The sequence below is a fragment of the Alloalcanivorax mobilis genome, assembly GCF_002864685.1.
Classification (GTDB): Bacteria; Pseudomonadota; Gammaproteobacteria; order Pseudomonadales; family Alcanivoracaceae; genus Alloalcanivorax; species Alloalcanivorax mobilis.
Window position 1 is genome coordinate 107,509 of sequence record NZ_NMQZ01000007.1, and the last position, 22,361, is coordinate 129,869.

22 protein-coding genes are annotated in these 22,361 nt (G+C 64.3%); 16 read left to right on the forward strand and 6 right to left on the reverse strand.

The window, feature by feature from the left end; genetic code table 11:
* Positions 1 to 65: 65 nt before the first annotated feature.
* Both CGS25_RS19185 and CGS25_RS19190 read left to right on the forward strand, forming a co-directional pair.
* Positions 66 to 1,196, forward strand: coding sequence for a nuclease-related domain-containing DEAD/DEAH box helicase (locus tag CGS25_RS19185; RefSeq protein ID WP_232802285.1), 1,131 nt, complete (start codon positions 66 to 68; stop codon positions 1,194 to 1,196).
* A 27-nt stretch (positions 1,197 to 1,223) separates the two neighbouring features.
* Entirely contained in the window at positions 1,224 to 1,952 is a 729-nt protein-coding gene (locus tag CGS25_RS19190; protein ID WP_232802286.1) for a 3'-5' exonuclease, read from the forward strand.
* Positions 1,953 to 1,967: 15 nt separating this feature from the next.
* Here the strand turns inward: CGS25_RS19190 and CGS25_RS06210 are convergent, their stop codons facing one another.
* Both CGS25_RS06210 and CGS25_RS06215 read right to left on the reverse strand, forming a co-directional pair.
* Entirely contained in the window at positions 1,968 to 2,264 is a 297-nt protein-coding gene (locus tag CGS25_RS06210; protein ID WP_101674947.1) for a type II toxin-antitoxin system RelE/ParE family toxin, read from the reverse strand.
* Complete coding sequence (locus tag CGS25_RS06215) at positions 2,261 to 2,521, reverse strand: type II toxin-antitoxin system ParD family antitoxin (RefSeq protein WP_089031565.1); 261 nt, start codon at positions 2,519 to 2,521, stop codon at positions 2,261 to 2,263. The genes CGS25_RS06210 and CGS25_RS06215 overlap by 4 nt, the downstream gene beginning before the upstream one ends.
* A 422-nt stretch (positions 2,522 to 2,943) precedes the next feature.
* Here CGS25_RS06215 and CGS25_RS06225 point away from each other — a divergent pair, with 422 nt between their 5' ends.
* Complete coding sequence (locus CGS25_RS06225) at positions 2,944 to 3,303, forward strand: helix-turn-helix domain-containing protein (RefSeq protein WP_089031567.1); 360 nt, start codon at positions 2,944 to 2,946, stop codon at positions 3,301 to 3,303.
* 160 nt (positions 3,304 to 3,463) lie between these two features.
* On the opposite strand, the gene fadA is transcribed toward CGS25_RS06225, so the two are convergent.
* A complete protein-coding gene (fadA, locus tag CGS25_RS06230; RefSeq protein ID WP_089031568.1) occupies positions 3,464 to 4,639 on the reverse strand; it encodes an acetyl-CoA C-acyltransferase FadA in 1,176 nt (391 codons plus the stop codon).
* Positions 4,640 to 4,663: 24 nt separating this feature from the next.
* Positions 4,664 to 6,811, reverse strand: a complete 2,148-nt coding sequence (fadB, locus tag CGS25_RS06235; RefSeq protein ID WP_101674948.1) for a fatty acid oxidation complex subunit alpha FadB — start codon at positions 6,809 to 6,811, stop codon at positions 4,664 to 4,666.
* A 560-nt stretch (positions 6,812 to 7,371) separates the two neighbouring features.
* Here fadB and recJ point away from each other — a divergent pair.
* From recJ to CGS25_RS06270, 7 genes are all read left to right on the forward strand, one after another.
* Positions 7,372 to 9,078: a single-stranded-DNA-specific exonuclease RecJ gene (gene recJ, locus CGS25_RS06240; RefSeq protein ID WP_101674949.1), complete on the forward strand. Its 1,707-nt coding sequence runs from the start codon at positions 7,372 to 7,374 to the stop codon at positions 9,076 to 9,078.
* A gap of 825 nt (positions 9,079 to 9,903) precedes the next feature.
* The gene (locus CGS25_RS06245) at positions 9,904 to 10,188 is read left to right on the forward strand and encodes a DUF7352 domain-containing protein (protein WP_089031571.1); all 285 of its coding nucleotides are present in this window, start codon (positions 9,904 to 9,906) and stop codon (positions 10,186 to 10,188) included.
* 96 nt (positions 10,189 to 10,284) lie between these two features.
* Positions 10,285 to 11,404 (forward strand): peptide chain release factor 2 gene (gene prfB / locus CGS25_RS06250; RefSeq protein WP_101674950.1). Its coding sequence is split into 2 segments (ribosomal slippage): positions 10,285 to 10,356 and positions 10,358 to 11,404, totalling 1,119 coding nucleotides; the frame shifts between segments, so codons are not numbered across the junction.
* Between the two features lie 99 nt (positions 11,405 to 11,503).
* A complete protein-coding gene (gene lysS, locus CGS25_RS06255; protein ID WP_101674951.1) occupies positions 11,504 to 12,988 on the forward strand; it encodes a lysine--tRNA ligase in 1,485 nt (494 codons plus the stop codon).
* Between the two features lie 116 nt (positions 12,989 to 13,104).
* Entirely contained in the window at positions 13,105 to 13,773 is a 669-nt protein-coding gene (locus CGS25_RS06260; protein WP_089031574.1) for a TetR/AcrR family transcriptional regulator, read from the forward strand.
* The gene (gene ung / locus CGS25_RS06265; RefSeq protein ID WP_089031575.1) at positions 13,766 to 14,449 is read left to right on the forward strand and encodes a uracil-DNA glycosylase; all 684 of its coding nucleotides are present in this window, start codon (positions 13,766 to 13,768) and stop codon (positions 14,447 to 14,449) included. The genes CGS25_RS06260 and ung overlap by 8 nt, the downstream gene beginning before the upstream one ends.
* Positions 14,450 to 14,562: 113 nt before the next feature.
* The gene (locus CGS25_RS06270; RefSeq protein WP_101674952.1) at positions 14,563 to 15,669 is read left to right on the forward strand and encodes an enoyl-CoA hydratase/isomerase family protein; all 1,107 of its coding nucleotides are present in this window, start codon (positions 14,563 to 14,565) and stop codon (positions 15,667 to 15,669) included.
* Positions 15,670 to 15,846: 177 nt separating this feature from the next.
* Here CGS25_RS06270 and ygfZ read toward each other — a convergent pair whose 3' ends face one another.
* Positions 15,847 to 16,812 (reverse strand): CAF17-like 4Fe-4S cluster assembly/insertion protein YgfZ, encoded by a 966-nt coding sequence (gene ygfZ, locus CGS25_RS06275; protein WP_101674953.1) that lies wholly within the window; start codon positions 16,810 to 16,812, stop codon positions 15,847 to 15,849.
* A gap of 131 nt (positions 16,813 to 16,943) precedes the next feature.
* Between ygfZ and CGS25_RS06280 the strand changes: the two genes are divergently transcribed.
* Together CGS25_RS06280 and CGS25_RS06285 are read left to right on the forward strand one after the other, a co-directional pair.
* A complete protein-coding gene (locus tag CGS25_RS06280) occupies positions 16,944 to 17,216 on the forward strand; it encodes an FAD assembly factor SdhE (protein ID WP_089031578.1) in 273 nt (90 codons plus the stop codon).
* Positions 17,197 to 17,583 carry a hypothetical protein gene (locus CGS25_RS06285; protein WP_157933787.1) on the forward strand — a complete coding sequence of 129 codons (387 nt, stop codon included), beginning with the start codon at positions 17,197 to 17,199 and terminating at the stop codon, positions 17,581 to 17,583. Before CGS25_RS06280 ends, CGS25_RS06285 begins: the two co-directional genes overlap by 20 nt.
* On the opposite strand, the gene nadB is transcribed toward CGS25_RS06285, so the two are convergent.
* A complete protein-coding gene (nadB, locus tag CGS25_RS06290; protein WP_089031580.1) occupies positions 17,540 to 19,189 on the reverse strand; it encodes an L-aspartate oxidase in 1,650 nt (549 codons plus the stop codon). The two genes, CGS25_RS06285 and nadB, sit on opposite strands and share 44 nt — an antisense overlap.
* A 523-nt stretch (positions 19,190 to 19,712) precedes the next feature.
* Here nadB and rpoE point away from each other — a divergent pair.
* From rpoE to CGS25_RS06310, 4 genes are read left to right on the forward strand one after another with little or no spacing between them, the layout of a single operon-like run.
* A complete protein-coding gene (gene rpoE / locus CGS25_RS06295) occupies positions 19,713 to 20,297 on the forward strand; it encodes an RNA polymerase sigma factor RpoE (RefSeq protein WP_089031581.1) in 585 nt (194 codons plus the stop codon).
* Positions 20,298 to 20,306: 9 nt separating this feature from the next.
* On the forward strand, positions 20,307 to 20,906 hold the full coding sequence (locus tag CGS25_RS06300; protein ID WP_089031582.1) for a sigma-E factor negative regulatory protein: 600 nt from the start codon (positions 20,307 to 20,309) through the stop codon (positions 20,904 to 20,906).
* Between the two features lie 3 nt (positions 20,907 to 20,909).
* On the forward strand, positions 20,910 to 21,869 hold the full coding sequence (locus tag CGS25_RS06305) for a MucB/RseB C-terminal domain-containing protein (protein ID WP_089031583.1): 960 nt from the start codon (positions 20,910 to 20,912) through the stop codon (positions 21,867 to 21,869).
* Positions 21,870 to 21,885: 16 nt separating this feature from the next.
* Entirely contained in the window at positions 21,886 to 22,350 is a 465-nt protein-coding gene (locus tag CGS25_RS06310) for a SoxR reducing system RseC family protein (RefSeq protein WP_101674955.1), read from the forward strand.
* The last annotated feature ends 11 nt before the right edge of the window (positions 22,351 to 22,361 follow it).

Consider the following 22,361-nt stretch of genomic DNA (forward strand, 5'->3'; position numbering starts at 1 on the left):
TACCCGTTTGTTATGGCGCTTCGACCGCCTGCCTGCCGTCCTGACGGCCGCCGGGGGCGCTCCCTATGGCAACGGTAATCCCCAGCCTCAGCACCATCCGCAAGATGACCCCCGGCGAACGCCGCCTCGGCCAGCGCCTGGAAAGCCTGCTCGAAGACGACTACACCGTCTGGTACGACATCCCCGTTGGCCGGAAGCAGCGCTATCCCGATTTTATTATCCTGCACCCCGGCCGGGGCCTGCTGTTTCTGGAGGTCAAGGACTGGAAGCTGGACACCCTCAAAAGCATCACCTCGCAAAGCGTCGAACTGGACACCCACAGCGGCCGGCAGACCGTCAGTAACCCTTTGGAACAAGTGCGTCAATGTGCCTACGTCGCCATCAATCAATTGCAGCGCGACCAACAGCTGGTGCGTAAAGAGGGGCGCTTTAAGGGGCGCTTGAGTTTTCCTTACGGCTACGGCGTGGTGTTTCCCAACATCACCCGCAAGCAATGGAACGAAGCCGTTCCCGAACTGGTTCAAGAGCGGGTGTTGCCCGCCCACCGGCTGATTTGCCGTGACGAAATGACCACCACCGCCGACCCGGAAGCCTTTCAGGCGCGCCTCTGGAGCATGTTCGAATACACCTTCGGCGACAAACTCACCCTGCCACAGATCGACCGCATCCGCTGGCAACTCTTCCCGGAAGTGCGCATCAACGCCCCGCAGCAGGACCTGTTCGCCGATGACGACGGAGACAACGAAGCCGGTGAGCGGCCCGCCCGCCAGGAGATCATTCCCGACATCGTCCGCGTCATGGACCTGCAACAGGAACAACTGGCGAAAAGCATGGGCGACGGCCACCGCGTGATCCACGGCGTCGCCGGCTCCGGCAAAACCCTGATCCTCGGCTACCGCTGCCTGCACCTGGCCCGGGCCGTCAGCAAACCGATCCTGGTGCTGTGCTTCAATATTACCCTCGCCGCCAGGCTGCGCAGCTTTATCGCCGAAAAGGGCATCGAGGAGAAAGTGCGGGTCCACCACTTCCACGAATGGTGCGGCCAGCAGCTTAAAACCTACCACGCCGACCTGATCCCCGGCACCGCCCCCTACTGGGAACGGGAAGTAGAAAGCGTTATCCAGGGCGTCGACAAAGGTCAGATACCCCGCGCCCAATACAGCGCCGTGATGATCGATGAAGGACACGACTTCTAAGAGGAATGGCTCAAGCTCATCGTGCAGATGATCGACCCGAACACCAACTCCCTGTTGCTGCTCTACGACGACGCCCAATCCATCTATAAGAAGCGCAACCTGACATTCCCGCTCTCCAGCGCCGGCATCCAGGCCCGCGGCCGCACCACCATTCTCAAACTCAACTACCGCAACACCCGCGAAATCCTCAGCTTCGCCTACGACTTCGCCAAGGACGTCCTGCAAGCCCAGGACGCCGACGACGACCACATCCCCCTGATCGCCCCCGAAGTCGCCGGCAACAGCGGCCCGCCGCCGCAGTTCCGCAAGTTCGACAACTTCAACGACGAAGCCCACTACATCGCCCGCTGCATCGCCAAATGGCACAAGCAAGGCAAGCCGCTGAACAACATTGCGGTGATCTACGGCCACCACTGGCAGGCGGAAGGACTGCAACGGGCCCTGAAAGCCACTGGCGTACCCTGCGCCTGGTTGAAAACCGCCGCCGACAAGAAACGCTACGACGCCAACGCGGACTGTGTAGCGCTGCTCACCCGGCAAAGCAGCAAGGGCCTTGAGTTCGACACCGTGGTGCTGGCGGGCTTGGGTGGGCTGAAGGACGACGAAGAACATCTGGAGCATGAGGTGCGGTTGCTTTATGTGGGGATGACAAGGGCGCGGGAACGGTTGTTGTTGACGGGGAGTGGAGAGAATTGGTTTACCTGCGGATTGGCACTGGTCGGCGACGCTACTCGCCTGGGGTGGGTATCAAGGTGAGATTAACGGCGTTAATTAAAGGTGCCAGATAACATCCTGCCTGACGTGCAGAACCCGAATGATCTCCAGTTGTTTCCGCTGTATCCGGTAGAAGATGACATGGCTGGACGCCGGCAGGCTGCGGATCTCACCGGGGAATTCTGACCGCGCTTTGCCCTTTTCCGGGTGTTCGAGGAGTGACCAGAGCATTTCTTTAAGCGCGGTCAGGTAGTCGTCGGATCGGGGTTTGCCCCAATATCGTATTCCGTACTGGTGAATTGCGCGCAGGTCCTCCCGGGCGGGGGGAGAAATGACCAGTACGGAAAACGTCATTGTGCCTTCAGGTCTTCGAACAATTCGTCCAGACCGGCTTTCGAGGTGATGCGGGTGCCGTCGCCCTGATCCAGTTGGGCCAGGCCTTCCTGCAGTTGTTCACGCAGCCGAGCAAGTTTGAGTTCGTTGATCCATTCCTCATGGGTTTCCACGAACCGCAGAGATTCCCGGATGACTTCGCTGGCGTTGTTGTAAAGACCGCTGTCCACTTTGGCCTTGATGCGGGCTTCCAGTTCGGGGGTCAGTGAGATGTGCATACTCACTCTCCTGAAAGAGGGGGGTTAAGGTAAGGCTAGGCGAAGTTCAAAGATTGTCAATCTATGGTATTTCTGCCGGAGCTGATGGGGCGAGATAGGAAGAGTAAAATATTAGATAATAATGTTGATATCTTATATTTTTGACCATATTATAAGTCGGCGAGGCAAGGGACGGTGGATGTACAGTATTGATTGGACAAAAACAGCGATTAAGCAGCTCAGGAAGATTCAGCCGGAGAAACAGCGCAAGGCGATTCTTGCTGCTGTTTAGCGTCTGGATAGCTGTCCAACCAATACGGCGAACGTCAAGGCTTTAAAGGGGCATGAGGTGGGCTACCGTCTACGGGTCGGTAACTATCGGGTGCTGTTCGATCTGGATGACGGTGTTCGGATCATCACGGTTCAAGAGGTGAAAAAGCGAGATGAGCGGACATACTGAAGTCGCAAAAGGCAGCGCTCAGATTATTCGCGATGCCAGTGGCAACCCACTGTATGCCGTGGTGCCGTTCGATGAGTATCAGGCGCTGCTTGACGCTGATGGTCGCGTCACGATTCCGCATGAGGTCGTGGCCCTGATGATTGAAAAAAACATCAGTCCGATGGCTGCATGGCGCAAGCATCGCGGGCTTTCTCAGGCGCAACTGGCCGGGAAGCTGGGGGTGACCCAGGGGGCCGTGGCTCAGGCTGAAAAGATGGGTAATAAGCCTCACATTGAGACCCTGCGCTCTTGGGCCAGGGTGCTTGGTTGTGATGTGGCTCAGTTGACGGAGCTGGCCGACTGAGTGGACGCCAAAGCAGGAAACGGTTTAGCAGTCTGTCTAATGGCGAACTCTTTTTATGTGAGAGCCTCGATTTATGTGAGAGCCCCGACTTATGAAGAAGCCCCGACGGGATAACCCGCCGGGGCTTCTTCGTATCACCAACAGTGAATAATGCGGAGACTTAAACCCGCTCAATCACCGTGGCAATCCCCTGACCCAACCCAATGCACATGGTGGCAAGACCGATCTGGCCGTCTTTCCATTCCATCACGTTGAGCAGGGTGCCGGTGATGCGGGCGCCGGAGCAGCCGAGGGGGTGGCCGAGGGCGATGGCGCCGCCGTTGAGGTTGACCTTCTCGTTCATCTTGTCGATCAGCTTGAGGTCCTTCAGTACCGGCAGGGATTGCGCGGCGAAGGCTTCGTTGAGTTCGACGTAGTCGATGTCGTCGATGGTCATGCCGGCGCGGGCCAGGGCTTTCTGGGTGGCCGGCACCGGGCCGTAGCCCATGATGGCGGCGTCGCAGCCGGCCACGGCCATGCTGCGGATCCTGGCGCGCGGTTTGAGGCCCAGGGCCTGGGCGCGTTCGGCGCTCATTACCAGCATGGCGGAGGCGCCGTCGGAGAGCGCCGAGGAGGTGCCGGCGGTGACGGTGCCGTTGGCCGGGTCGAAGACGGGGCGCAGTTTGGCCATGTCTTCGAGGCTGGCGCTGGGGCGGATGGTTTCGTCGATTTCGCACAGCACTTTGTGGCCGTCGGCGTCGTGGCCTTCCACGGGCACGATTTCGTTTTTCCAGCGGCCTTGTTCGGTGGCTTCCCAGGCTTTCTGGTGGGAGCGCACGCCGAATTCATCTTGCTGTTCACGGCTGATGCCGTGCATGCGGCCGAGCATTTCCGCGGTCAGGCCCATCATGGCGGAGGCTTTCGCGGTGTGCTTGGAAAGCTCCGGATTGATGTCCACGCCGTGGTCCATGGCCACATGGCCCATGTGCTCGACGCCGCCGATCACGAACACCTCGCCATTGCCGGTCATGATCGCCTGGCTGGCGGCGTGCAGGGCCTGCATGGAGGAGCCGCACAGCCGGTTGACGGTTTGCGCGGCGGTGGTGCGCGGCAGGTCGGCGAGCATGGCGATGTTGCGGGCGATGTTCATGCCCTGTTCCTTGGTCTGGTTCACACAGCCCCAGATCACGTCTTCGGTGAGGCTGGTGTCCCAGTTCGGGTTGCGGGTTTTGAGCGCTTCGATCAGCAGGGCGGAAAGCTTCTCGGCGCGCACGTTGCGGAACATACCGTTGCGGCTTTTGCCCATCGGCGTGCGCACGGCATCCACGATGACCACGTCTTTCGGATTCAAACTCATTGCTAAAACTCCTGTGTCCGTGCGTTACGCGAAGAACGATTCGCCGTTGGCGGCTTTGTCCTTGAGCATTTGCGGCGCTTCATAGAGCGCGCCCAGGTGCGCGTACTTGTCGCACAGTTCGGCGAAGGCCTTGGTGCCGATGCTGTCGATGTAACGCAGCGGACCACCGCGGAACGGAGGGAAGCCGATGCCGTAGATCATCGCCATGTCCGCTTCGGCGGCGGAGCCGACGATGTTGTCTTCCAGGCAGCGCACGGTCTCGGTGCACATCGGGATCATCATGCGGGCAATAATGTCGTCGGCGTCGAATTCCTTGGCTTCGCCGGTGACCATCGGCTTGATCAGCTCGTAGGTCTTCTCGTCGACCACTTTCTTGGGCCGGCCTTTTTTGTCTTCTTCGTACTTGTAGAAGCCGATGCCGTTCTTCTGACCGTAGCGTTCGTTTTCGAACATGATCTCCGACGGGTCTTTGAAGTCGTGCTTCATGCGGTCGGGGAAGCCTTCGGCCATCACTTCGGCGGCGTGCACGCCGGTGTCGATGCCGACCACGTCGAGCAGGTAGGCCGGGCCCATGGGCCAGCCGAACTTCTGCATCACCTTATCGACCTGCTGGAAGTCGGCGCCGTCGCGCACCAGCATGCCGAAGCCGGCGAAGTAGGGGAACAGCACGCGGTTCACCAGGAAGCCGGGGCAGTCGTTCACCACCACCGGGTTCTTGCCCATCTTCTGCGCGTAGTTGACCAGGGTGGCGACGGTCTCGTCGGAGGTCTTCTCGCCGCGGATCACTTCCACCAGGGGCATCATGTGCACCGGGTTGAAGAAGTGCATGCCGCCGAAATTCTCGGGCTTCTTGAGCGCTTCGGCCAGGCGGGTGATGGAGATGGTGGAAGTGTTGGAGGCCATGATGGCGCCGTCCACTTTCTGCTCGGTCTCGGCCAGCACGGACTGCTTGATCTTGGGGTTCTCGACCACCGCCTCGACCACCACGTCGATGCCCTTGAAGTCTTCGTAGCTGAGGGTGGGGCGGATCATGGACAGGGTCTTGCCCATTTTGGCGGCGTCCATCTTGCCCTTGCCGACGCGCTTGGCGAGCAGTTTGGAGGCTTCGTTCATGCCCAGGTCCAGGGCCTTGTCGGCGATGTCCTTCATGACAATCGGCGTGCCTTTCAGGGCGGACTGGAAGGCGATGCCGCCGCCCATGATGCCCGCGCCCAGCACCGCCGCGTGTTTCACCTCGCGGCTGCCCTTGGCGGTCTTGCCGTTGACCTTCTTGACCTGCTGATCGGCCAGGAACAGGCCCACCATGGCGGTCGCCTGCGGGGTCTTGGCGACCTTGGCGAAGCCCTTGGATTCCACATCCAGCGCTTCGTCGCGTTTCATGCCGGCGGCTTTCTGCATGGATTTCACCGCTTCCACCGGCGCCGGGTAGTTCTTGCCGGCCTGCTGCTGGACCATCGCCATGCCGGTCTGGAAGGCCATCATCACTTCCATCGGCGGCAGCGTCAGCGGCTCCAGTTTTTCCTGGCGCTTGGCGCGGAAATCGATCTTGCCGGCCAGGCATTGCTTGACCAGATCAATGGCCGCGTCACGCTCGTCGCCGGCTTTGACCACGGCGTCAGCGATGCCCACTTTCAGAGCCTTGTCGGCTTTGTTCTGGCTGCCGGTGGCGATCCACTCAATGGCGTTGTCCACGCCGATGATACGCGGGGTGCGCACGGTGCCGCCGAAACCGGGGTAGATGCCCAGCTTCACTTCCGGGAAGCCCACCTGAGCCGCTTCGCTCATTACACGGAAGTCGCAGGCCAGGCACATTTCCAGGCCGCCACCCAGGGCGAAGCCGTTGATGGCCACGACCTTGGGTACGTCCAGGTCTTCAAACGCATTGAAGACGTTGTTGGCTTCGCGGGACCACTTGGCGATTTCCGCCTCGTCCTGGGCGAACATCTCGGTGAATTCGGTAATGTCGGCACCGACGATGAACACGCCCTTGCCAGAGGTGACCACGATGCCTTTCACCTGGCCGTCGCTTTTGATCGCATCGGTGGCTTTGCGAAGGTCTTCCAGGGTGGCACGGTTGAACTTGTTGACCGACTCGCCCTGAAGATCGAACTTCAGCTCGGCGATACCGTCGTCAAGCAGTTGTACGCTTACGGCGTTGCCTTGGTAAATCATAGTGATTGCTCTCCAGTCCCAAAATCCGCGGCGCGCGGCCGCATTTGGTGAGCTTGCTTTCGCCTCTCGCGAGGCGCCAGGAATTCGTTCATGTGAGTGTTTGCTTACAAGAACGGATGAATCGCTCGAGGCCGCCAAGTATAAGAAACCAAGGGCCGCTTATTCAGTCCCTATTTGTGACCAGCGGGTTTTGACGGCTCATGATAGGAGGATACAGGAAGATGGGTGGCAGGCTATAAGCTTCAAGCTGCAAGCTACAAAGACAGGTGCGAGGGGAGGGCGCTTTGTAAAAGGCTAGACGCCGGACGCCGGACGCCGGACGCCGGACGCTAAACCCGGGCACCCCGATGATTGGCGCGCGCAAAATGCTGTTGCGTAGCCGCAATGCTCTTCGCGCCGGGTTTTGATCTTGGCGTCCGGCGTCCGGCGTCCGGCGTCCAGCCCCACCCGCACCACTTGCAGCTTGCAGCTTGAAGCCTGAAACGCGCGGCGTGCCGCGCAGCTTGACGCGAGCCCGCCAGATCGGGAGTCTTGCGCCCATCGTTTGCCCGGACTCCCCCATGACCGACCGCCCGTTTCCCCGCCTTCGCCGCCGTCCCGCCGTTGCCGTTCCGGATTGGCCCGATGTGCCGCCTTTGCTGGCGCGGGTGCTGGCGGCGCGTGGTGTTAAGGACGCCTCGGAACTGGAGCTGACGCTTAAGGGCTTGCCGCGCCCGGATCGCTTCGGCGGGCTGGAAGCGGCGCTGGCCCTGTTGCTGCAGGCCCGCGAGCAGCACTGGCGCATCTGCGTGGTCGGCGATTACGACGCCGACGGCGCCACCGCCACCGCGCTGATGGTGCGCGGGCTGCAGCGGCTGGGCTACGCGCGCCCGGATTTTCTGGTGCCCAACCGCTTTGAATACGGCTATGGCCTGTCGCCGGCGATCGTCGAACTGGCCCGCGACACCATGAACCCGGATCTGATCATCACCGTGGACAACGGCATTGCCAGCATCGATGGCGTGGCCGCCGCCCGGGCGGCGGGCATGCGCGTGCTGATCACCGACCACCATTTGCCCGGCGACACCCTGCCCGAGGCGGACGCGCTGCTCAACCCGCGCCTGCCCGGCCAGGATTTCCCGGCGGTCAATCTGGCCGGTGTCGGGGTGGCGTTCTATCTGCTGATGGCGCTGCAAAGCCGCCTGGACGTGAAAGGCGGCGTGGTCGACCTGATTGATCTGGTGGCGTTGGGCACGGTGGCTGATGTGGTGGTGCTGGACGGCACCAACCGCATCCTGGTGGAGCAGGGCCTGCGCCGCCTGCGCGCCGGCCAGGGCAGCCCGGGGATTCGCGCGCTGCTGGAGGTGGCCGGCCGTGACCCGGCGCGCCTGGTGGCCGCCGATCTGGGCTTCGCGGTGGGGCCGCGCCTGAACGCCGCCGGCCGGCTGGCGGACATGAGCCACGGCATTGAATGCCTGCTCGCCGAAAGCGCGCCCGAGGCGCGTCGCTACGCCGAGGAACTGGACACCATCAACCGCGAACGGCGCGGCATCGAGCAGGGCATGCGCGACGCCGCCATGCACGAGGTGGCGCGGCTCGGCGAGCGCGAGCGTCTGCCGGTGGCGTTGTGCCTGCACGGCGAGGACTGGCACGAAGGGGTAGTGGGCATTCTGGCTTCGCGGGTCAAGGAAGCGGTGCACCGCCCGGTGATCGCCTTTGCCCCGGCCCGTGAGGCTGGCCTGCTGAAAGGCTCCGGGCGCTCGATCCCGGGCCTGCATTTGCGTGACGTGCTGGACGCCGTGGCCACCCGCCACCCGGGCCTGCTGCACAAGTTCGGTGGCCACGCCATGGCCGCCGGCATGACCCTGGCCGCCGCCGACCTGGCCGCTTTCACTGCCGCGTTCCAGCAGGCGGTGGCGGCGGTGGCCGCCGCCGATCTGTTCGACGAAGTGGTGGACACCGACGGCGAACTGGCCGAGAGCGACATCTGCTTGGGCACCGCCGAGCTGCTCAACCACCGTTTTCCCTGGGGCCAGGGGTTTCCAGCGCCGCGCTTTGACGGCCGCTTCGAGGTGCTCCAGCACCGGGTGGTGGGCGAGCGGCACCTGAAACTGACCCTGGGTCTGCCGGCCAGCCGCTCGGTGGTGGACGGCATCCACTTCAACGCCGCCCCGGCGCTGCTGGGCGCCCGCCTGAGCCGCATCGAAGGGATCTACCGCCTGGAGGTCAACGAATTCCGTGGCCTGCGCCAGCCGCAGTTGCTGTTCGAGTTTTTGCGGGCGGTGTGAGGGAAGGTCCCCCTCTCCCTGTCCCTCTCCCGCGAGGGGAGAGGGCACTCTCCAGAGGGCACGGCGGCTCTAACCGGTTCCCTCCCCCCAGGCGGGGCAGGGACAGGGAGAGGGGGCAGGCTCAAACCGGCTAGGGCACGGCGGCTCTAACCGGGTCCCTCCCCCCTGGCGGGGGAGGGACAGGGAGAGGGGGCAAGCCCAAACCGGCTAGGGCACGGCGGCTCTAACCGGTTCCCTCCCCCCAGGCGGGGCAGGGACAGGGAGAGGGGGCAGGCTCAAACCGGCTAGGGCACGGCGGCTCTAACCGGGTCCCTCCCCCCTGGCGGGGGAGGGACAGGGAGAGGGGGCAAGCCCAAACCGGCTAGGGCACGGCGGCTCTAACCGGTTCCCTCCCCCCAGGCGGGGCAGGGACAGGGAGAGGGGGCAGGCTCAAACCGGCTAGGGCACGGCGGCTCTAACCGGGTCCCTCCCCCCTGGCGGGGGAGGGACAGGGAGAGGGGGCAAGCCCAAACCGGCTAGGGCACGGCGGCTCTAACCGGTTCCCTCCCCCCAGGCGGGGCAGGGACAGGGAGAGGGGGCAGGCTCAAACCGGCTAGGGCACGGCGGCTCTAACCGGTTCCCTCCCCCCTGGCGGGGGAGGGGCAGGGAGAGGGGGCAAGCCCAAACCGGCTGATGCCTCTGCGCGGCGCATTTGCTAGGATTGCGCCTTGCGCCAGAACCGGCGCGCGGTACCCGATTCTTTATCTTCCGGCCCACAAGGCCGGATTCGACGCGCCGCGGGCGGCTATCGCCGCCGGCGGCTGGCACCCTTAACGGAGGGAACGCATGAAAACAATACACAAGCATCGCCTGGAAATCGGCGCCGAGGTTCAGGACATCAAGCTGCCGGAAACCGGCAAAGTGCTGCGCGTGGATTACATCCAGCAGGAGCGGGTGGTGTACATGTGGGTCGAGGTGGACGCCGACACCGTCATCGACACCCCGAAAGAAGTGCGCCGCTTCAAGGTGTTCGCCACCGGCAGTGGCATTCCGGATAACGCCCGCTACATCGGCACCACCCTGGACAATCTCAAGCCCGAGGCCTACCACGTCTACGAGCTGGTGGGCTGAATACCCCCGTGGCGCCGGCCTCGTCAGGGGCCGGACGAAACGGTAGAATGCGCCGCCTTTCCTGCCTTATACAACCGATTGGGATTGAAACCGTTTATGGAAGTGAATCCGCTGCGAACCCACCTCTCCGATCTGGCCGAGCGCGTGGACGCGCTGAGGGGGTATCTTTGACTACGATCTCAAAAGCGAACGACTGGTCGAAGTAGAGCGCGAACTGGCGCTGCCGGACGTCTGGAACGAGCCGGAACGCGCCCAGGCGCTGGGTAAGGAGCGCTCGCAACTGGAGTCGGTGGTGTCCACTCTGGACGGCGCCACCCAGGGCATTGGTGACACCCGGGACCTGCTGGAACTGGCGGTGGAGGAAGACGACGAAGCCACCGTGGAAGAGGTGCAGGCGGACCTGAAGCGGCTCGAAGCGCTGGTCGCGGATCTGGAATTCCGGCGCATGTTTTCCGGCGAAATGGACAACGCCAGCGCCTATCTGGACATCCAGGCCGGCTCCGGCGGCACCGAGGCCCAGGACTGGGGCGAAATGCTGCTGCGCATGTACCTGCGCTGGGGCGAGGCGCACGGTTTCAAGACCGAGCTGGTGGAAGCCTCCGCCGGCGACGTGGCCGGGATCAAATCCGCCACCGTCCGTTTCGAAGGCGAATACGCCTATGGCTGGCTGCGCACCGAGACCGGCGTGCACCGGCTGGTGCGCAAGAGCCCGTTTGATTCCGGCGGCCGCCGCCACACCTCGTTCAGCTCCGTGTTCGTGTCACCGGAAGTGGACGATAACTTCGAGATCGAGATCGACCCGGGCAAGCTGCGCACCGACACCTACCGCGCCTCCGGCGCCGGCGGCCAGCACGTCAACCGGACCGATTCCGCGGTGCGCCTGACCTACACCTTCACCGACCCGGACACCGGCCAGGAACACATCGTGGTGACCCAGTGCCAGTCCCAGCGCAGCCAGCACCAGAACCGGGACCAGGCCACCAAGATGCTCAAGGCCAAGCTCTACGAGTTGGAAACGCAGAAGCGCAACGCCGAGAAGCAGGCCCAGGAAAACGCCAAGGCCGACATCGGCTGGGGCAGCCAGATCCGCTCCTACGTGCTCGACGATGGCCGCATCAAGGATCTGCGCACCGGCGTGGAAAGCCACAATACCCAGCAGGTGCTCGACGGCGACCTGGATCGCTTTATCGAAGCCTCGCTGAAAAGCGGGTTGTAAAGACGCTGGACGCCAGACGCCAGACGCCGGACGCTACCACCGAGAAAGCGTCCGGCGTCTGGCGTCCAGCGTCAGGCGCTGTATCGGGACCGAGACGCTATGAATAAAGACCAAACCAATTCGAACGCCGACGCCCAGGACGAAAACCGCCTGATCGCCGAGCGCCGCGCCAAGCTGGGCGAATGGCGCGCCGGCGGCGGCGCCTTCCCCAATCATTTTCGCCGCGACAGCCTGGCCGCCGATCTGCAGGCGCAATACGGTGAACTGAGCAAGGAAGAGCTGGCCGAGAAAAACGTCCAGGTGGCGGTGGCCGGCAGGTTGATGCTCGACCGCAAGGCCTTCAAGGTGCTTCAGGACATGTCCGGCCGCATTCAGATTTTCGCCCCCAAACCGGTGCAGAAAGACACCAAGCACTGGGACCTGGGCGACGTGGTGGGAGTGCGCGGCACCCTGTGTAAATCGGGGATGGGCGACCTGTACGTGATGATGGATGAGTACCTGATGCTCACCAAATCCCTGCGCCCGCTGCCCGAGAAACACAAAGGCCTGACCGACACCGAAGCGCGTTATCGTCAGCGCTATGTGGATCTGATCGTCAACGAAGACAGCCGCCGTGCCTTTCAGGTTCGCTCGCGGATGGTCGCCGGGATTCGCAACTATCTGGTCGAGCAGGGCTTTATCGAGGCGGAAACGCCGATGTTGCAGGTGATCCCCGGCGGCGCCACGGCGCGGCCTTTTGTCACCCACCACAACAGCCTGGACTTGCAGATGTACCTGCGCATCGCGCCGGAGCTGTATCTGAAACGGCTGGTGGTGGGCGGTTTCGAGAAGGTGTTCGAAATCAACCGCAACTTCCGCAACGAGGGGCTGAGCACACGCCACAATCCCGAGTTCACGATGCTGGAGTTCTATCAGGCCTACGCGGATTACCAGGATCTGATGGACCTCACCGAGGACATGCTGCGCAAGCTGGCGGAAACGGTACTTGGCAAGACGCAAATCGAATATCAGGGCGAAACCTACGACTTCGGCAAACCGTTCGCGCGCTTGTCGGTGTTCGACTCGATCCTGCAGTTCAACCCGGACATCGACGCCGGTGAACTGGCGGACGAGCAGGGTGCGCGCCGCATCGCCGAGGGCCTGGGCATTGCGCTCAAGGACATCTGGGGCCTGGGCAAGGTGCAGATCGAGATCTTCGAGAAGACCGTGGAGCACCGCCTCAAGGACCCGACCTTCATCACCGATTACCCCACCGAGGTGTCGCCGCTGGCGCGCCGTCGGGACGACAACCCGTTCGTCACCGAGCGGTTCGAGTTCTTCGTCGGCGGCCGCGAAATCGCCAACGGTTTCTCCGAGCTCAACGACGCCGAGGACCAGGCCGAGCGCTTCCAGGCCCAGGTGGCCGAAAAGGATGCCGGCGACGACGAGGCGATGTTCTACGACGCTGACTACATCACCGCGCTGGAATACGGCCTGCCGCCCACCGCCGGTGAAGGCATTGGCATCGACCGGTTGGTGATGTTGTTCACTGACGCGCCCACCATCAAGGATGTGATTTTGTTTCCGCATATGAGGCCACGGTAGCCGACGGTTGCCGTGGGGCGGACTTTTACGGTATTGATTGCCCTCGGGCCGGATGGCCGGATGAGCGATGTTGCCGTGACACGGACCTCGCGATCATACATTCAGCGGACAGCATTATGACTACGGCAATCCAGTATCAGGGACGCAAGGCCCGACGGGCCGGCAGCGAACAACGCCGCCAGGCGATTCTGGAAGCGGCGCTGGCGATTATCGTGCGTGAAGGAATCCGCGCGGTGCGCCACCGGGCGGTGGCCCGCGAGGCGGACGTGCCGTTGTCGGCGACCACCTATTACTTCAAGGACATCTCCGACCTGATCGCGGACACCTTCACGCTGTTCGCCGAGCGTGCCCTGGAGCAGGTGGTGCGGCCGTTCCGCGACCAGGCGTTCAGCCTGATCGAGGCGTTCCGCGAACAGGCCGGCAGCGCCCCGGACCGGCGCGAGCAACTGATCGACTCACTCTCCACCATGACCACCCTGTTTATTCTCGACGAGATCAACAACCGTCGTGGTCATCTGGTGGCGGAGCAGGCCTTTTTGCAAGAAGCGATCCTCGATGAGCGCCTGCGCGGCATGGCCGATCTGTACCTGCGCGAGCTGGGGCTGCTGCTGGTGGACGCCTGCCGGGCGTTCGGCTCGGCGGACCCGGAACTGGACGCGGAGTTGATTCATGGCCACATCATGGCCATCGAAGTGCGCCTGCTGACCCACCCGGAATGGGCCGATCAGACGCAGATTCACCGCCGCATGCGCCATCTTCTGGAAAAACTGGTGCCCCATGCCTGAAGCGCAAGTGCAATTGGAGCCGGGCTGGAAGGCGCAGCTTGGCGGCGAATTCGACCAGCCCTACATGCGTGAGCTGAAGCAATTTCTGCGCGAAGAAAAGCGCGCCGGCGAGACCCTTTACCCGCCCGGCGACAGCATCTTCCGGGCGTTCAACGAGACCCCCTTCGAGCAGGTCAAGGTGGTGATCCTAGGTCAGGACCCCTACCACGGCCCCAACCAGGCCCACGGCCTGTGCTTCTCGGTGCAACCGGGCGTTCGCACGCCGCCGTCGCTGGTCAATATTTTCAAGGAGATCGAGCGCGACCTGGGCATTCCGGCGCCCGCCGACGGCAATCTGGAGCCCTGGGCGCGGCAGGGCGTGCTGTTGCTCAACGCGGTGCTCACGGTGCGCGCCGGCCAGGCCGCCTCGCATCAGGGCAAGGGCTGGGAGCGCTTCACCGATCAGGCCATCGAGCACATCAACCGTGAACGCCAGGGCGTGGTGTTCATGCTGTGGGGCAGCTACGCGCAGAAGAAGGGCAAGCTGATCGACCGCGAGCGCCACTGCGTGTTGACCGCGCCGCACCCCTCGCCGCTGTCGGCGCACCGGGGCTTCATCGGCTGCGGGCATTTCTCCCGCGCCAACCAGTATCTGCTGCAACAGGGCAAAGAGCCGATCGACTGGGCGCTGCGCTGACGTCCGCTGCGGGACGTTTGCCCAGGACATCGCGTGGTGCCCGCGCGGCAACGCCCCGGGCACGCCCATTGTTCAAGTTTCTATCCAAGAGAGAAAGGGAAGGACCCGTTGGCATGACCGACACCGTACAGTTTCAGGAACTGCCCACCGCCGACGGCCGCTATTTCGGCCGCGTCATCCTCAACGCGCCGCGTGCCATGAATGCCCTGGGGCTGGACATGATCCAGGCCATCGATGCGCGCCTGGATCAATGGCTGGATGACCCGCGCTTGGTTGCTATTTGGCTGGAGGGCGCCGGCGGCAAGGCGCTGTGTGCCGGCGGCGACGTGATCGCCCTGCACGCCAGCATGGTCAAATATTCCGGGCAGGCGCGAAACCCGTTCGTGGAAGAGTACTTCGCCGCCGAGTATCGCCTCGATTACCGCCTGCACACCTGCACCAAGCCGGTGATCGCCTGGGCCGAAGGCCTGGTCATGGGCGGCGGCATGGGGCTGATGCAGGCCAGCGATTTCCGCCTGGTCACCGGCAACAGCCGGCTCGCCATGCCGGAAATCTCCATTGGCCTGTTTCCGGACGTGGGCGCCAGCTGGTTCCTCAACCGCCTGCCCGGCAAAACCGGCCTGTTCCTGGGCCTTACCGGGGTACACCTGAACGCCCGCGACGCCCTCGACCTGGGCCTGGCCGACCGCTTTATCGACGATGACCGGGACACCTTGCTCCAGGCATTGCTGGCCGGCGACTACAGCGACGACGACGGCGACAACCACCGCCGCCTGTACCGCGCCCTGCGCCAGCGCGCGGCACGGCCGGACGGCCTGGACGGCGCCGTGCTCAGCCACCTGGACACCATCAACCGCCTGTGTGACGGCGCCGACATCACCGAGGTGGTGGACAACATCCTGGCCTGCAAGCAATGCGACGGCTGGCTGGACCGCGCCCGTGGCACCCTCGCCAAAGGCTGCCCGCAAACCGCCCATCTGGTGTGGCAACAGCTGGAACGCGGCCGCCACCGGTCCCTCGCCGAGGTGTTTCGCATGGAATGGTGCCTGGCGGTTCAATGCGGCCAACACACGGATTTCCGCGAAGGCGTGCGCGCCCTGCTGATCGACAAAGACGGCGCCCCCCGCTTCCGCCACCGCTCGGTGGCCGAAGTGCCGGCCGGCTACATCGACGAGTTCTTCGTCAACCCGCTGCCCAAGCACCCGCTCGCCGATCTTTGATGGAGTAAAGTACGGTACAGGAGGGAACAGGATGCAGGGAACAGCGCCGCTGTGGGAGCGGTCCCCGACCGCGAACCGAGCCGAAGGCGAGGCCGGGCCAAGCCGATTCGCGGTCAGGGGCCGCTTCCACATCAGAATTCAACGCCGGCGCCGGCCCGGCCTGCTGCTCCCGCCTTTCTATTCCCGAGGCTTGGGCAGCGGGTAAGGCAGCGCCAGAGCCTCGGCGTTCAAGGGTTGCTCCTCGGCATACAGCTCACCCTGATGGTCCAGGCGCACCACCGCCAGCAGGCGCGGCGAAGGCTCGCCGGGGGCGCTGTCCACCACCTCGCCGACGGCGCGGCCGTCGCCATTGCGCAGCGGCTGGCCGGCGGCCAGCGGCTCGCCCTGGTAAGCGAACAGCGCCATGCGCTGTTTCAGTTTGCCCTTGAAGTGCATCCGCGCCACCACTTCCTGGCCGGTGTAGCAGCCCTTTTTGAAGCTGACGCCGCCGAGCAGGTCGTAGTTGAGCACCTGCGGCAGAAACAGATCCTCGCCGCCGGGGTAGATCTGGCCCTCGCCGATGGAAATTTCCTGGAAGCGCCAGCCGGCGCTGTCGATGAGCCGGCGTGGCCCGCTCAGAGCCGGCCAGTGCGCGGCCAGCGCCTCGGCATCGGCGATCACCAGGGCCAGATCGCCATGGGCGAAACGCAGCACGGTCACGGCGTCGTCACTGAGCACCTGGCCGGGCTGCGGGTCCGGCAGGTGGGCGTCGGCCAGGGTCGCCGATACCGCGCCGGACAGCCCCGCCACCAGACACTCCGGCGCCTCGCTGAAGGTGACCTTGGCGCGCAGTTTGTATTTTTCCAGGCTCTTGATGGTGGCCGCGCTCTGGCTCGCCGGGCACAGGATCAGGTAGCCCTCGGCCACGGGCAGCAGGCGCACACTGACCAGCCCGCGGCCTTTCAACGACAGATGCATGGCGGCGCGGTGGCCACCGGCGTCGATGTGTTTCAGGTCGCAGGTCAGTTGCCCCTGCAGATAGTCGCCGGCTTCTTCACCGGTAACGCGGATCACCGCCAGGTGATCGCAAACCGCCAGGGAGGGTTCGGCGGTGCCGCCGTGCGCCGGCGTTTGGTCGCCAAGCAGAGCTTGCCATGCGCTCATAGAATCCCCGTTGCTGTGTCAGGTGGAACGCAGATGATAGATAATCGCCCCAGTGGCTGTCAGTCATGAGGCTGACGGCGCCCGGATTAAAGGGCTGAACCACCAAAAGCCTGCTTAATATCGAGGATGCCATGAACGCGCAACAAGAGAGCCCGCAACAATTGCAGCGCCGCTACCGCTGGCAGTGCCGGCGCGGTGCCTCCGAGGTGGAGGTGGTGCTGAACGACTATCTGGAGCGCTATTTCGTTGACGACGACGACCAGGATCAGGCGCGCTTCGCGCGGGTGCTGGAGTGTCACGACGTCGACCTGCTGGATTGGTTTACCCAGCGTTCCGAGCCCGAAGACCCGGAGTTGCGCGATTTTGTGCGCAAAATGATTCGCCGTGTGGCCGATAAGAGTTGAACTGAGCGCCTCGCGCTACCCGGTGCGGCTGCGCCGGGTGGCGCTGGCGATCACCGGTGTCGCGTTGATGTTCAGTGCCCTGCCGCTGAGCGTGGCGGCGCTGGCCGGCCTGGCCGCCATGGCGTTGGCGCGCCGTTGGCGGTTGCCGCTGCCGCGCGCCGTTGAGGTGGCGCCGCAGGGGCTGCGCCTGGAGCTGGCGGACCGGCGCCGGCTGCAGGTGAGCCCGCCGTTCCGGGTGCTGATGCGGCCCGGCTGGCTGGCGTTGCATTGCCCGGATTACGGCTGGGTGTGGCTGTTCGCCGACCAGGGCAGCGCCGCCGCGCTCACCCCGTTGCGCCAGGTGCTATGGATGCAACGCTCTCGCTGAGCGGCGTTGGCGGCACCAGAATGGTGTCCAGCGCCTCCGGCAGCACGCCGGGAAACTCGCGCATGAAATGCAGGCCCCGGCTTTCGCGCCGTTGCAGCGCCGAGCGGATGATCAGATCGGCGATCACCACCAGGTTGCGCAATTCCAGCAGATCGTTGCTGATGTGGTAGTTGCTGTAGTACTCGCCGATTTCCCGCTTGAGCAGATCAACCCGGTGCAGCGCCCGTTCCAGGCGTTTCACGGTGCGCACGATGCCCACGTAGTCCCACATAAAGCGGCGCAGCTCGTCCCAGTTGTGGCTGATCACCACGTCTTCATCGGAATCGGTGACCTGGCTGTCGTCCCACTCGCTGGCGTCCCGTGGCTCCGGCATCCCGGCCAGGTGGGCGCCGATGTGATCGGCCACCGCGCGCCCGTAGGCGAAGCATTCCAGCAGCGAATTGCTGGCCATGCGGTTGGCGCCGTGCAAACCGGTGAAACTGGTTTCGCCCAGGGCATACAGGCCGGGGACGTCGGTTTCACCGTTGCTGTTGATGACCACGCCGCCGCAAGTGTAATGGGCGGCGGGCACCACCGGCATCGGGTCGCGGGTGATGTCCAACCCCAGTTGCAGGCATTTGGCGTACACGGTGGGGAAGTGCTCGATGATGAAATCCGCCGGTTTGTGGCTGATGTCCAGATACAGGCAGTCCGCCCCCAGCCGTTTCATTTCGTGGTCGATGGCGCGCGCCACCACGTCCCGCGGCGCCAGCTCGCCGCGTTCGTCGAAGCGCTGCATGAAGCGCTCGCCATTGGGCAGCAACAGCCGGCCGCCCTCGCCACGGATCGCCTCGGTAACCAGGAAGCTCTTCGCCTTGGGGTGATACAGGCAAGTGGGGTGGAACTGCATGAATTCCATATTGCCGACCCGGCAGCCGGCCCGCCACGCCATGGCGATGCCGTCGCCGGTGGCCACGTCCGGGTTGGAGGTATACAGGTACACCTTGGAGGCGCCGCCGGTGGCCAGCACCACCGAGCGCGCCAGGAACACGTCGGTCTCGCCGGTCTTGATGTTGTGCACGTAGGCGCCGCAGCAGCGCCGCTCTTTACCGTTCGGCCCGTCGTGCTGCTGGGTGATCAGATCCACCGCCACCCGGTGTTCGAAGCGAGCCACGTTGTCGCGTTCCTTGACCCGCTCGATCAGGGTGCTGGAAATCGCCACGCCGGTGGCGTCGGCGGCGTGAATGATACGTCGGTGGCTGTGGCCGCCCTCGCGGGTCAGGTGGTAGGGCAGGGGGCTGTCCTCGACGCCGTCCAGGCGCGTGAAATCCACGCCCTGGTCGATCAGCCAGCGAATCGCCGCCGGGCCGTTCTCCACCGTGAACCGCACCGCGTCGTCATGGCACAGGCCGCCACCGGCCACATGGGTGTCCTGGACATGGCTCTCCAGCGAGTCGGCGCCGTCCAGCACCGCGGCCACGCCGCCCTGGGCGTAATAGGTGCTGGCGTGGGTCAGCTCGCCTTTGGAGAGCAGCGCCGCGCGGGTGTCGCCGGGCAGGCGCAGCGCCACCGTCAATCCGGCGGCGCCGGAACCAATGATCAGGACGTCGTATCTGAATATCGCCATGAAGCCTCGCGAAGCGGGTGCCGGGGCGCGGGATCACCGCTTTGCCCGGGGGTGCGAAATGTTGAACCATTGTGAAAACAACCGGTTCCGTCGCCGCTAGTATAGCGGCGCCACCAACTGCTGTTACAATATCGCGCTTTTACGGTCGGCCGGTTGGCCGGGCGTGCTCCCGGGACCCCCTTTTGAAGGGGCCGAACCCCGGGAAAATCAATCCGTTAGCGGATTGGGTTATAGTCTTCACCGTTGTGGCAATGCCGCGAGGGCGGTCCGCAACCGCCTGCGGGGAGTGTTTAAACACGTTGTCGGTGGCCTGATCCGTCAGGGCGCGCCACCGACCCATCAAACGACAGGCCTAGTGATAAAAGGTCTGGGGGACCAAAGTGCTCCGTCGAAAAGGTGATTGTATCCGATTCCAGGTTCAGCTCCGCGAGCCAGCCGGCCTGTGTGGCCGCCAGGTCCCCGTCGTTGATGCCGGGCGCATCGCCCTGGTGCGCGCGGGCCTGTCGCTTTGAAGGAGCCCCAGGTGTCTGACGAACAGTTGGTCAAACGCGCGAAAACCGGCGATCAGCGGGCGTTCGAAGTGCTGGTGCTCAAGTATCAGCAGCGCATTTTTGCGCTGATCAGCCGTTATGTCCGCGACCACGATGAGGTTCAGGACGTGGCCCAGGAAGCCTTTATCAAGGCTTGGCGCGCGCTGCCTCGTTTCCGTGGCGACAGCGCCTTTTACACCTGGCTTTACCGGATCGCCGTCAATACCGCCAAGAACCATCTGGTGGCCATGAGCCGCCGCCCGCCGGGCTCCGACCTGGACGCCGCCGAAGCCGAACAGTACAGCGGCGCGGAGATGCTCCATGAAATTGGAACCCCAGAGTCCCACGTGTTGTCTGAGGAACTGGAGGCGGTAATCCACAAGGCGATTGAGGACCTGCCCCAGGAGTTAAAGACCGCCGTGACCCTGCGTGAATTCGAGGGTCTCAGCTACGAAGACATAGCGGCGGTCATGGAGTGCCCGGTGGGTACCGTTCGTTCGCGGATATTCCGGGCCCGTGAAGCCATCGATCTCGCGGTGCGGCCCCTGCTGGGCTCGCAACGCGGCGATAAAGGGTAGGGTGAGGACATGAGCAGGGACTTCGAAACGCTGTCCGCTTTTCTGGACGGTGAAACCAACGACTTCGAAACGCGGCGAGTGCTGCGCGACCTGAATCCGGCCGATCTGGATACCCTGGGCCGCTGGCAACTGGCGCGCGATGCCATGCACGGCCAGGCGACCATGGCCGTGCCTGCTTCATTCAACGCCCGCCTGTCCCAGGCGCTGGCGCAAGAAGAGAAGCCGGCACGCCGTTCCAACGGCATGGTGGGTGGGTTCGCCCGGGTGGCCGTGGCCGCGTCGGTGGCCGCCGCCACGGTGCTGGGCTGGCAATACTGGAGCGCACCGGTAGGTGGCGTGAACCCGACGCTGGCCGCCAACGACAGCGCCGCCCCCGCCGTACCCGCCATGATGGCCGCTGAACAACGCCTGAGCCGTCCGTTTGGCGAGGCCTCGCTGGTGTCGCAGACGATGCGCCCGGAGGCCAAAGCCGCCACCGTCAATACTTCGCAGCCCCGCGTCAACGCGATGATGCTGCGCCACAGTGAATTCGCGGCCCGTCACAGCGGCCAGGGGATGATGCCCTACGCCCGCCTGGTGAGCATGGATGCCCGCGATGGAGCCCGCTAACGAATGATTCGCCTCCTCGCCCTTGGATTGACCCTGGTCACGCCGCTCGCCTTCGCCGCTGCCTCACCCGCCCAGACTCTGCTGGCGGAGATGGCGCAAGCCTCCAAGGGCCTGGATTATCAAGGACGCTTTCTCTACCAGTTCGGCGCCGAAGTGAGCACCATGGAGGTGCGCCACGCGGTGTTCGACGGTGAGGAATACCAGCGTCTGACCCACCTTGATGGCCGCTTGGTGGAGGTGCTGCGCCTCGGCGATGAGCTGGTCGCGCTGCACCCCAACGGCACCCTGACGCGGATCACCGATGGCGGCACCGATCTACTCACCTTCCGCGACCGCCTCTCCAGCTCGATTCCCGATCAATACAATGTTCTGGTCGACGGCGACGGCCGCGTGGCCGGCCGGGCGGCCACGCGCATGCGCGTGGCGCCGCTGGACAACCACCGCTATGGCTACCGTTTGTGGATCGACGACGAAAGCTATCTGATGCTCAAATCAGAAATGGTGGACGCCGGCGGCATGGCCCTTGAGCGCGTCGAGTTCGTCACTCTGAACCTTGATCCGGCGCTGAACCGCGCCGACTTCCAGGTGCCCAAGGTGTTGTCCGAGCGCGCCCTGGAAAACGTGCCGGCGTCGCAATCCGATCGGGTCCGCGTGCAGGCCTCGTGGCTGCCCGGCGGTTTCGAAGCGGTGGACCGCGACTGGCGCCGGGTCGGCGAGCAGCGTGCGCCGGTGGCGGCGCAGAGCTTCAGCGACGGCCTGGCGACCTTCACGGTGTTCGTCGAAGCGGTCGACACCGAGCAGGTGGAAGAGGGCGTCAGCCGGGTCGGGCCCACGGTGGCGATCAGCCGCCACCTGGACGTGGCCGGCCAAAGCTATCTGGTCAGTCTGATCGGCGAAATCCCCCAGCCCACCGCCGAGCGGGTCATGCAGGCGGTGCGTTTGAGCCCGGCGCCGGCGCGATGAGTCACGGACCCCGGCCATGATCGAAGAGCACGGGCGCGTGGTGGCACGGGAGCCCGGTGCGATCTGGGTGGAAACCGTGCGTGCCAGTACCTGTTCATCCTGTCAGGCCCGTTCGGGCTGCGGCCACCGTCTGATCAATCACGCCTCCGCTGGCCAGCGGGCGCGGCTGCGCGTGGCCAGCGAGCGCGCGTTAACCGATTTCAATGAGGGCGATACCGTCGTGGTCGGCATTCCCGAGGGCGCGCTGCTGCGCGGTGCCCTGTGGGTGTATGGCCTGCCGATGGCGTTGTTGTTCGCCGGCGCTCTGTTGGGCAGTGCGCTGCCGCTGCCGTTCGACGGCGCGGCCGCCTTCGGCGTCGCCGGGTTGGCGTTGGGATTTTTGTGCAATCGCTGGCGCGCCACCGGCGCCCCCAGGCCTGCCGATCAGCCGGTGGTCCTGGGCCGCTCCCGCGCCGGTGAGTCGATCATCCAGATTCAATGATTCGGTGCCGC

Bases quoted from the DNA above. Each gene is read 5' to 3' on its own strand.
- fadA (WP_089031568.1), bottom strand. From the start codon at position 4,639: ATGAGTTTGAATCCGAAAGACGTGGTCATCGTGGATGCCGTGCGCACG.
- recJ (WP_101674949.1), top strand. From the start codon at position 7,372: ATGACCGACCGCCCGTTTCCCCGCCTTCGCCGCCGTCCCGCCGTTGCC.
- CGS25_RS19190 (WP_232802286.1), top strand. From the start codon at position 1,224: ATGATCGACCCGAACACCAACTCCCTGTTGCTGCTCTACGACGACGCC.
- CGS25_RS06280 (WP_089031578.1), top strand. From the start codon at position 16,944: ATGAACGCGCAACAAGAGAGCCCGCAACAATTGCAGCGCCGCTACCGC.
- CGS25_RS06300 (WP_089031582.1), top strand. From the start codon at position 20,307: ATGAGCAGGGACTTCGAAACGCTGTCCGCTTTTCTGGACGGTGAAACC.
- CGS25_RS06215 (WP_089031565.1), bottom strand. From the start codon at position 2,521: ATGCACATCTCACTGACCCCCGAACTGGAAGCCCGCATCAAGGCCAAA.
- fadB (WP_101674948.1), bottom strand. From the start codon at position 6,811: ATGATTTACCAAGGCAACGCCGTAAGCGTACAACTGCTTGACGACGGT.
- lysS (WP_101674951.1), top strand. From the start codon at position 11,504: ATGAATAAAGACCAAACCAATTCGAACGCCGACGCCCAGGACGAAAAC.
- ung (WP_089031575.1), top strand. From the start codon at position 13,766: ATGCCTGAAGCGCAAGTGCAATTGGAGCCGGGCTGGAAGGCGCAGCTT.
- CGS25_RS06310 (WP_101674955.1), top strand. From the start codon at position 21,886: ATGATCGAAGAGCACGGGCGCGTGGTGGCACGGGAGCCCGGTGCGATC.
- CGS25_RS06210 (WP_101674947.1), bottom strand. From the start codon at position 2,264: ATGACGTTTTCCGTACTGGTCATTTCTCCCCCCGCCCGGGAGGACCTG.
- ygfZ (WP_101674953.1), bottom strand. From the start codon at position 16,812: ATGAGCGCATGGCAAGCTCTGCTTGGCGACCAAACGCCGGCGCACGGC.
- CGS25_RS19185 (WP_232802285.1), top strand. From the start codon at position 66: ATGGCAACGGTAATCCCCAGCCTCAGCACCATCCGCAAGATGACCCCC.
- CGS25_RS06305 (WP_089031583.1), top strand. From the start codon at position 20,910: ATGATTCGCCTCCTCGCCCTTGGATTGACCCTGGTCACGCCGCTCGCC.
- CGS25_RS06260 (WP_089031574.1), top strand. From the start codon at position 13,105: ATGACTACGGCAATCCAGTATCAGGGACGCAAGGCCCGACGGGCCGGC.
- CGS25_RS06245 (WP_089031571.1), top strand. From the start codon at position 9,904: ATGAAAACAATACACAAGCATCGCCTGGAAATCGGCGCCGAGGTTCAG.
- nadB (WP_089031580.1), bottom strand. From the start codon at position 19,189: ATGGCGATATTCAGATACGACGTCCTGATCATTGGTTCCGGCGCCGCC.
- CGS25_RS06225 (WP_089031567.1), top strand. From the start codon at position 2,944: ATGAGCGGACATACTGAAGTCGCAAAAGGCAGCGCTCAGATTATTCGC.
- CGS25_RS06270 (WP_101674952.1), top strand. From the start codon at position 14,563: ATGACCGACACCGTACAGTTTCAGGAACTGCCCACCGCCGACGGCCGC.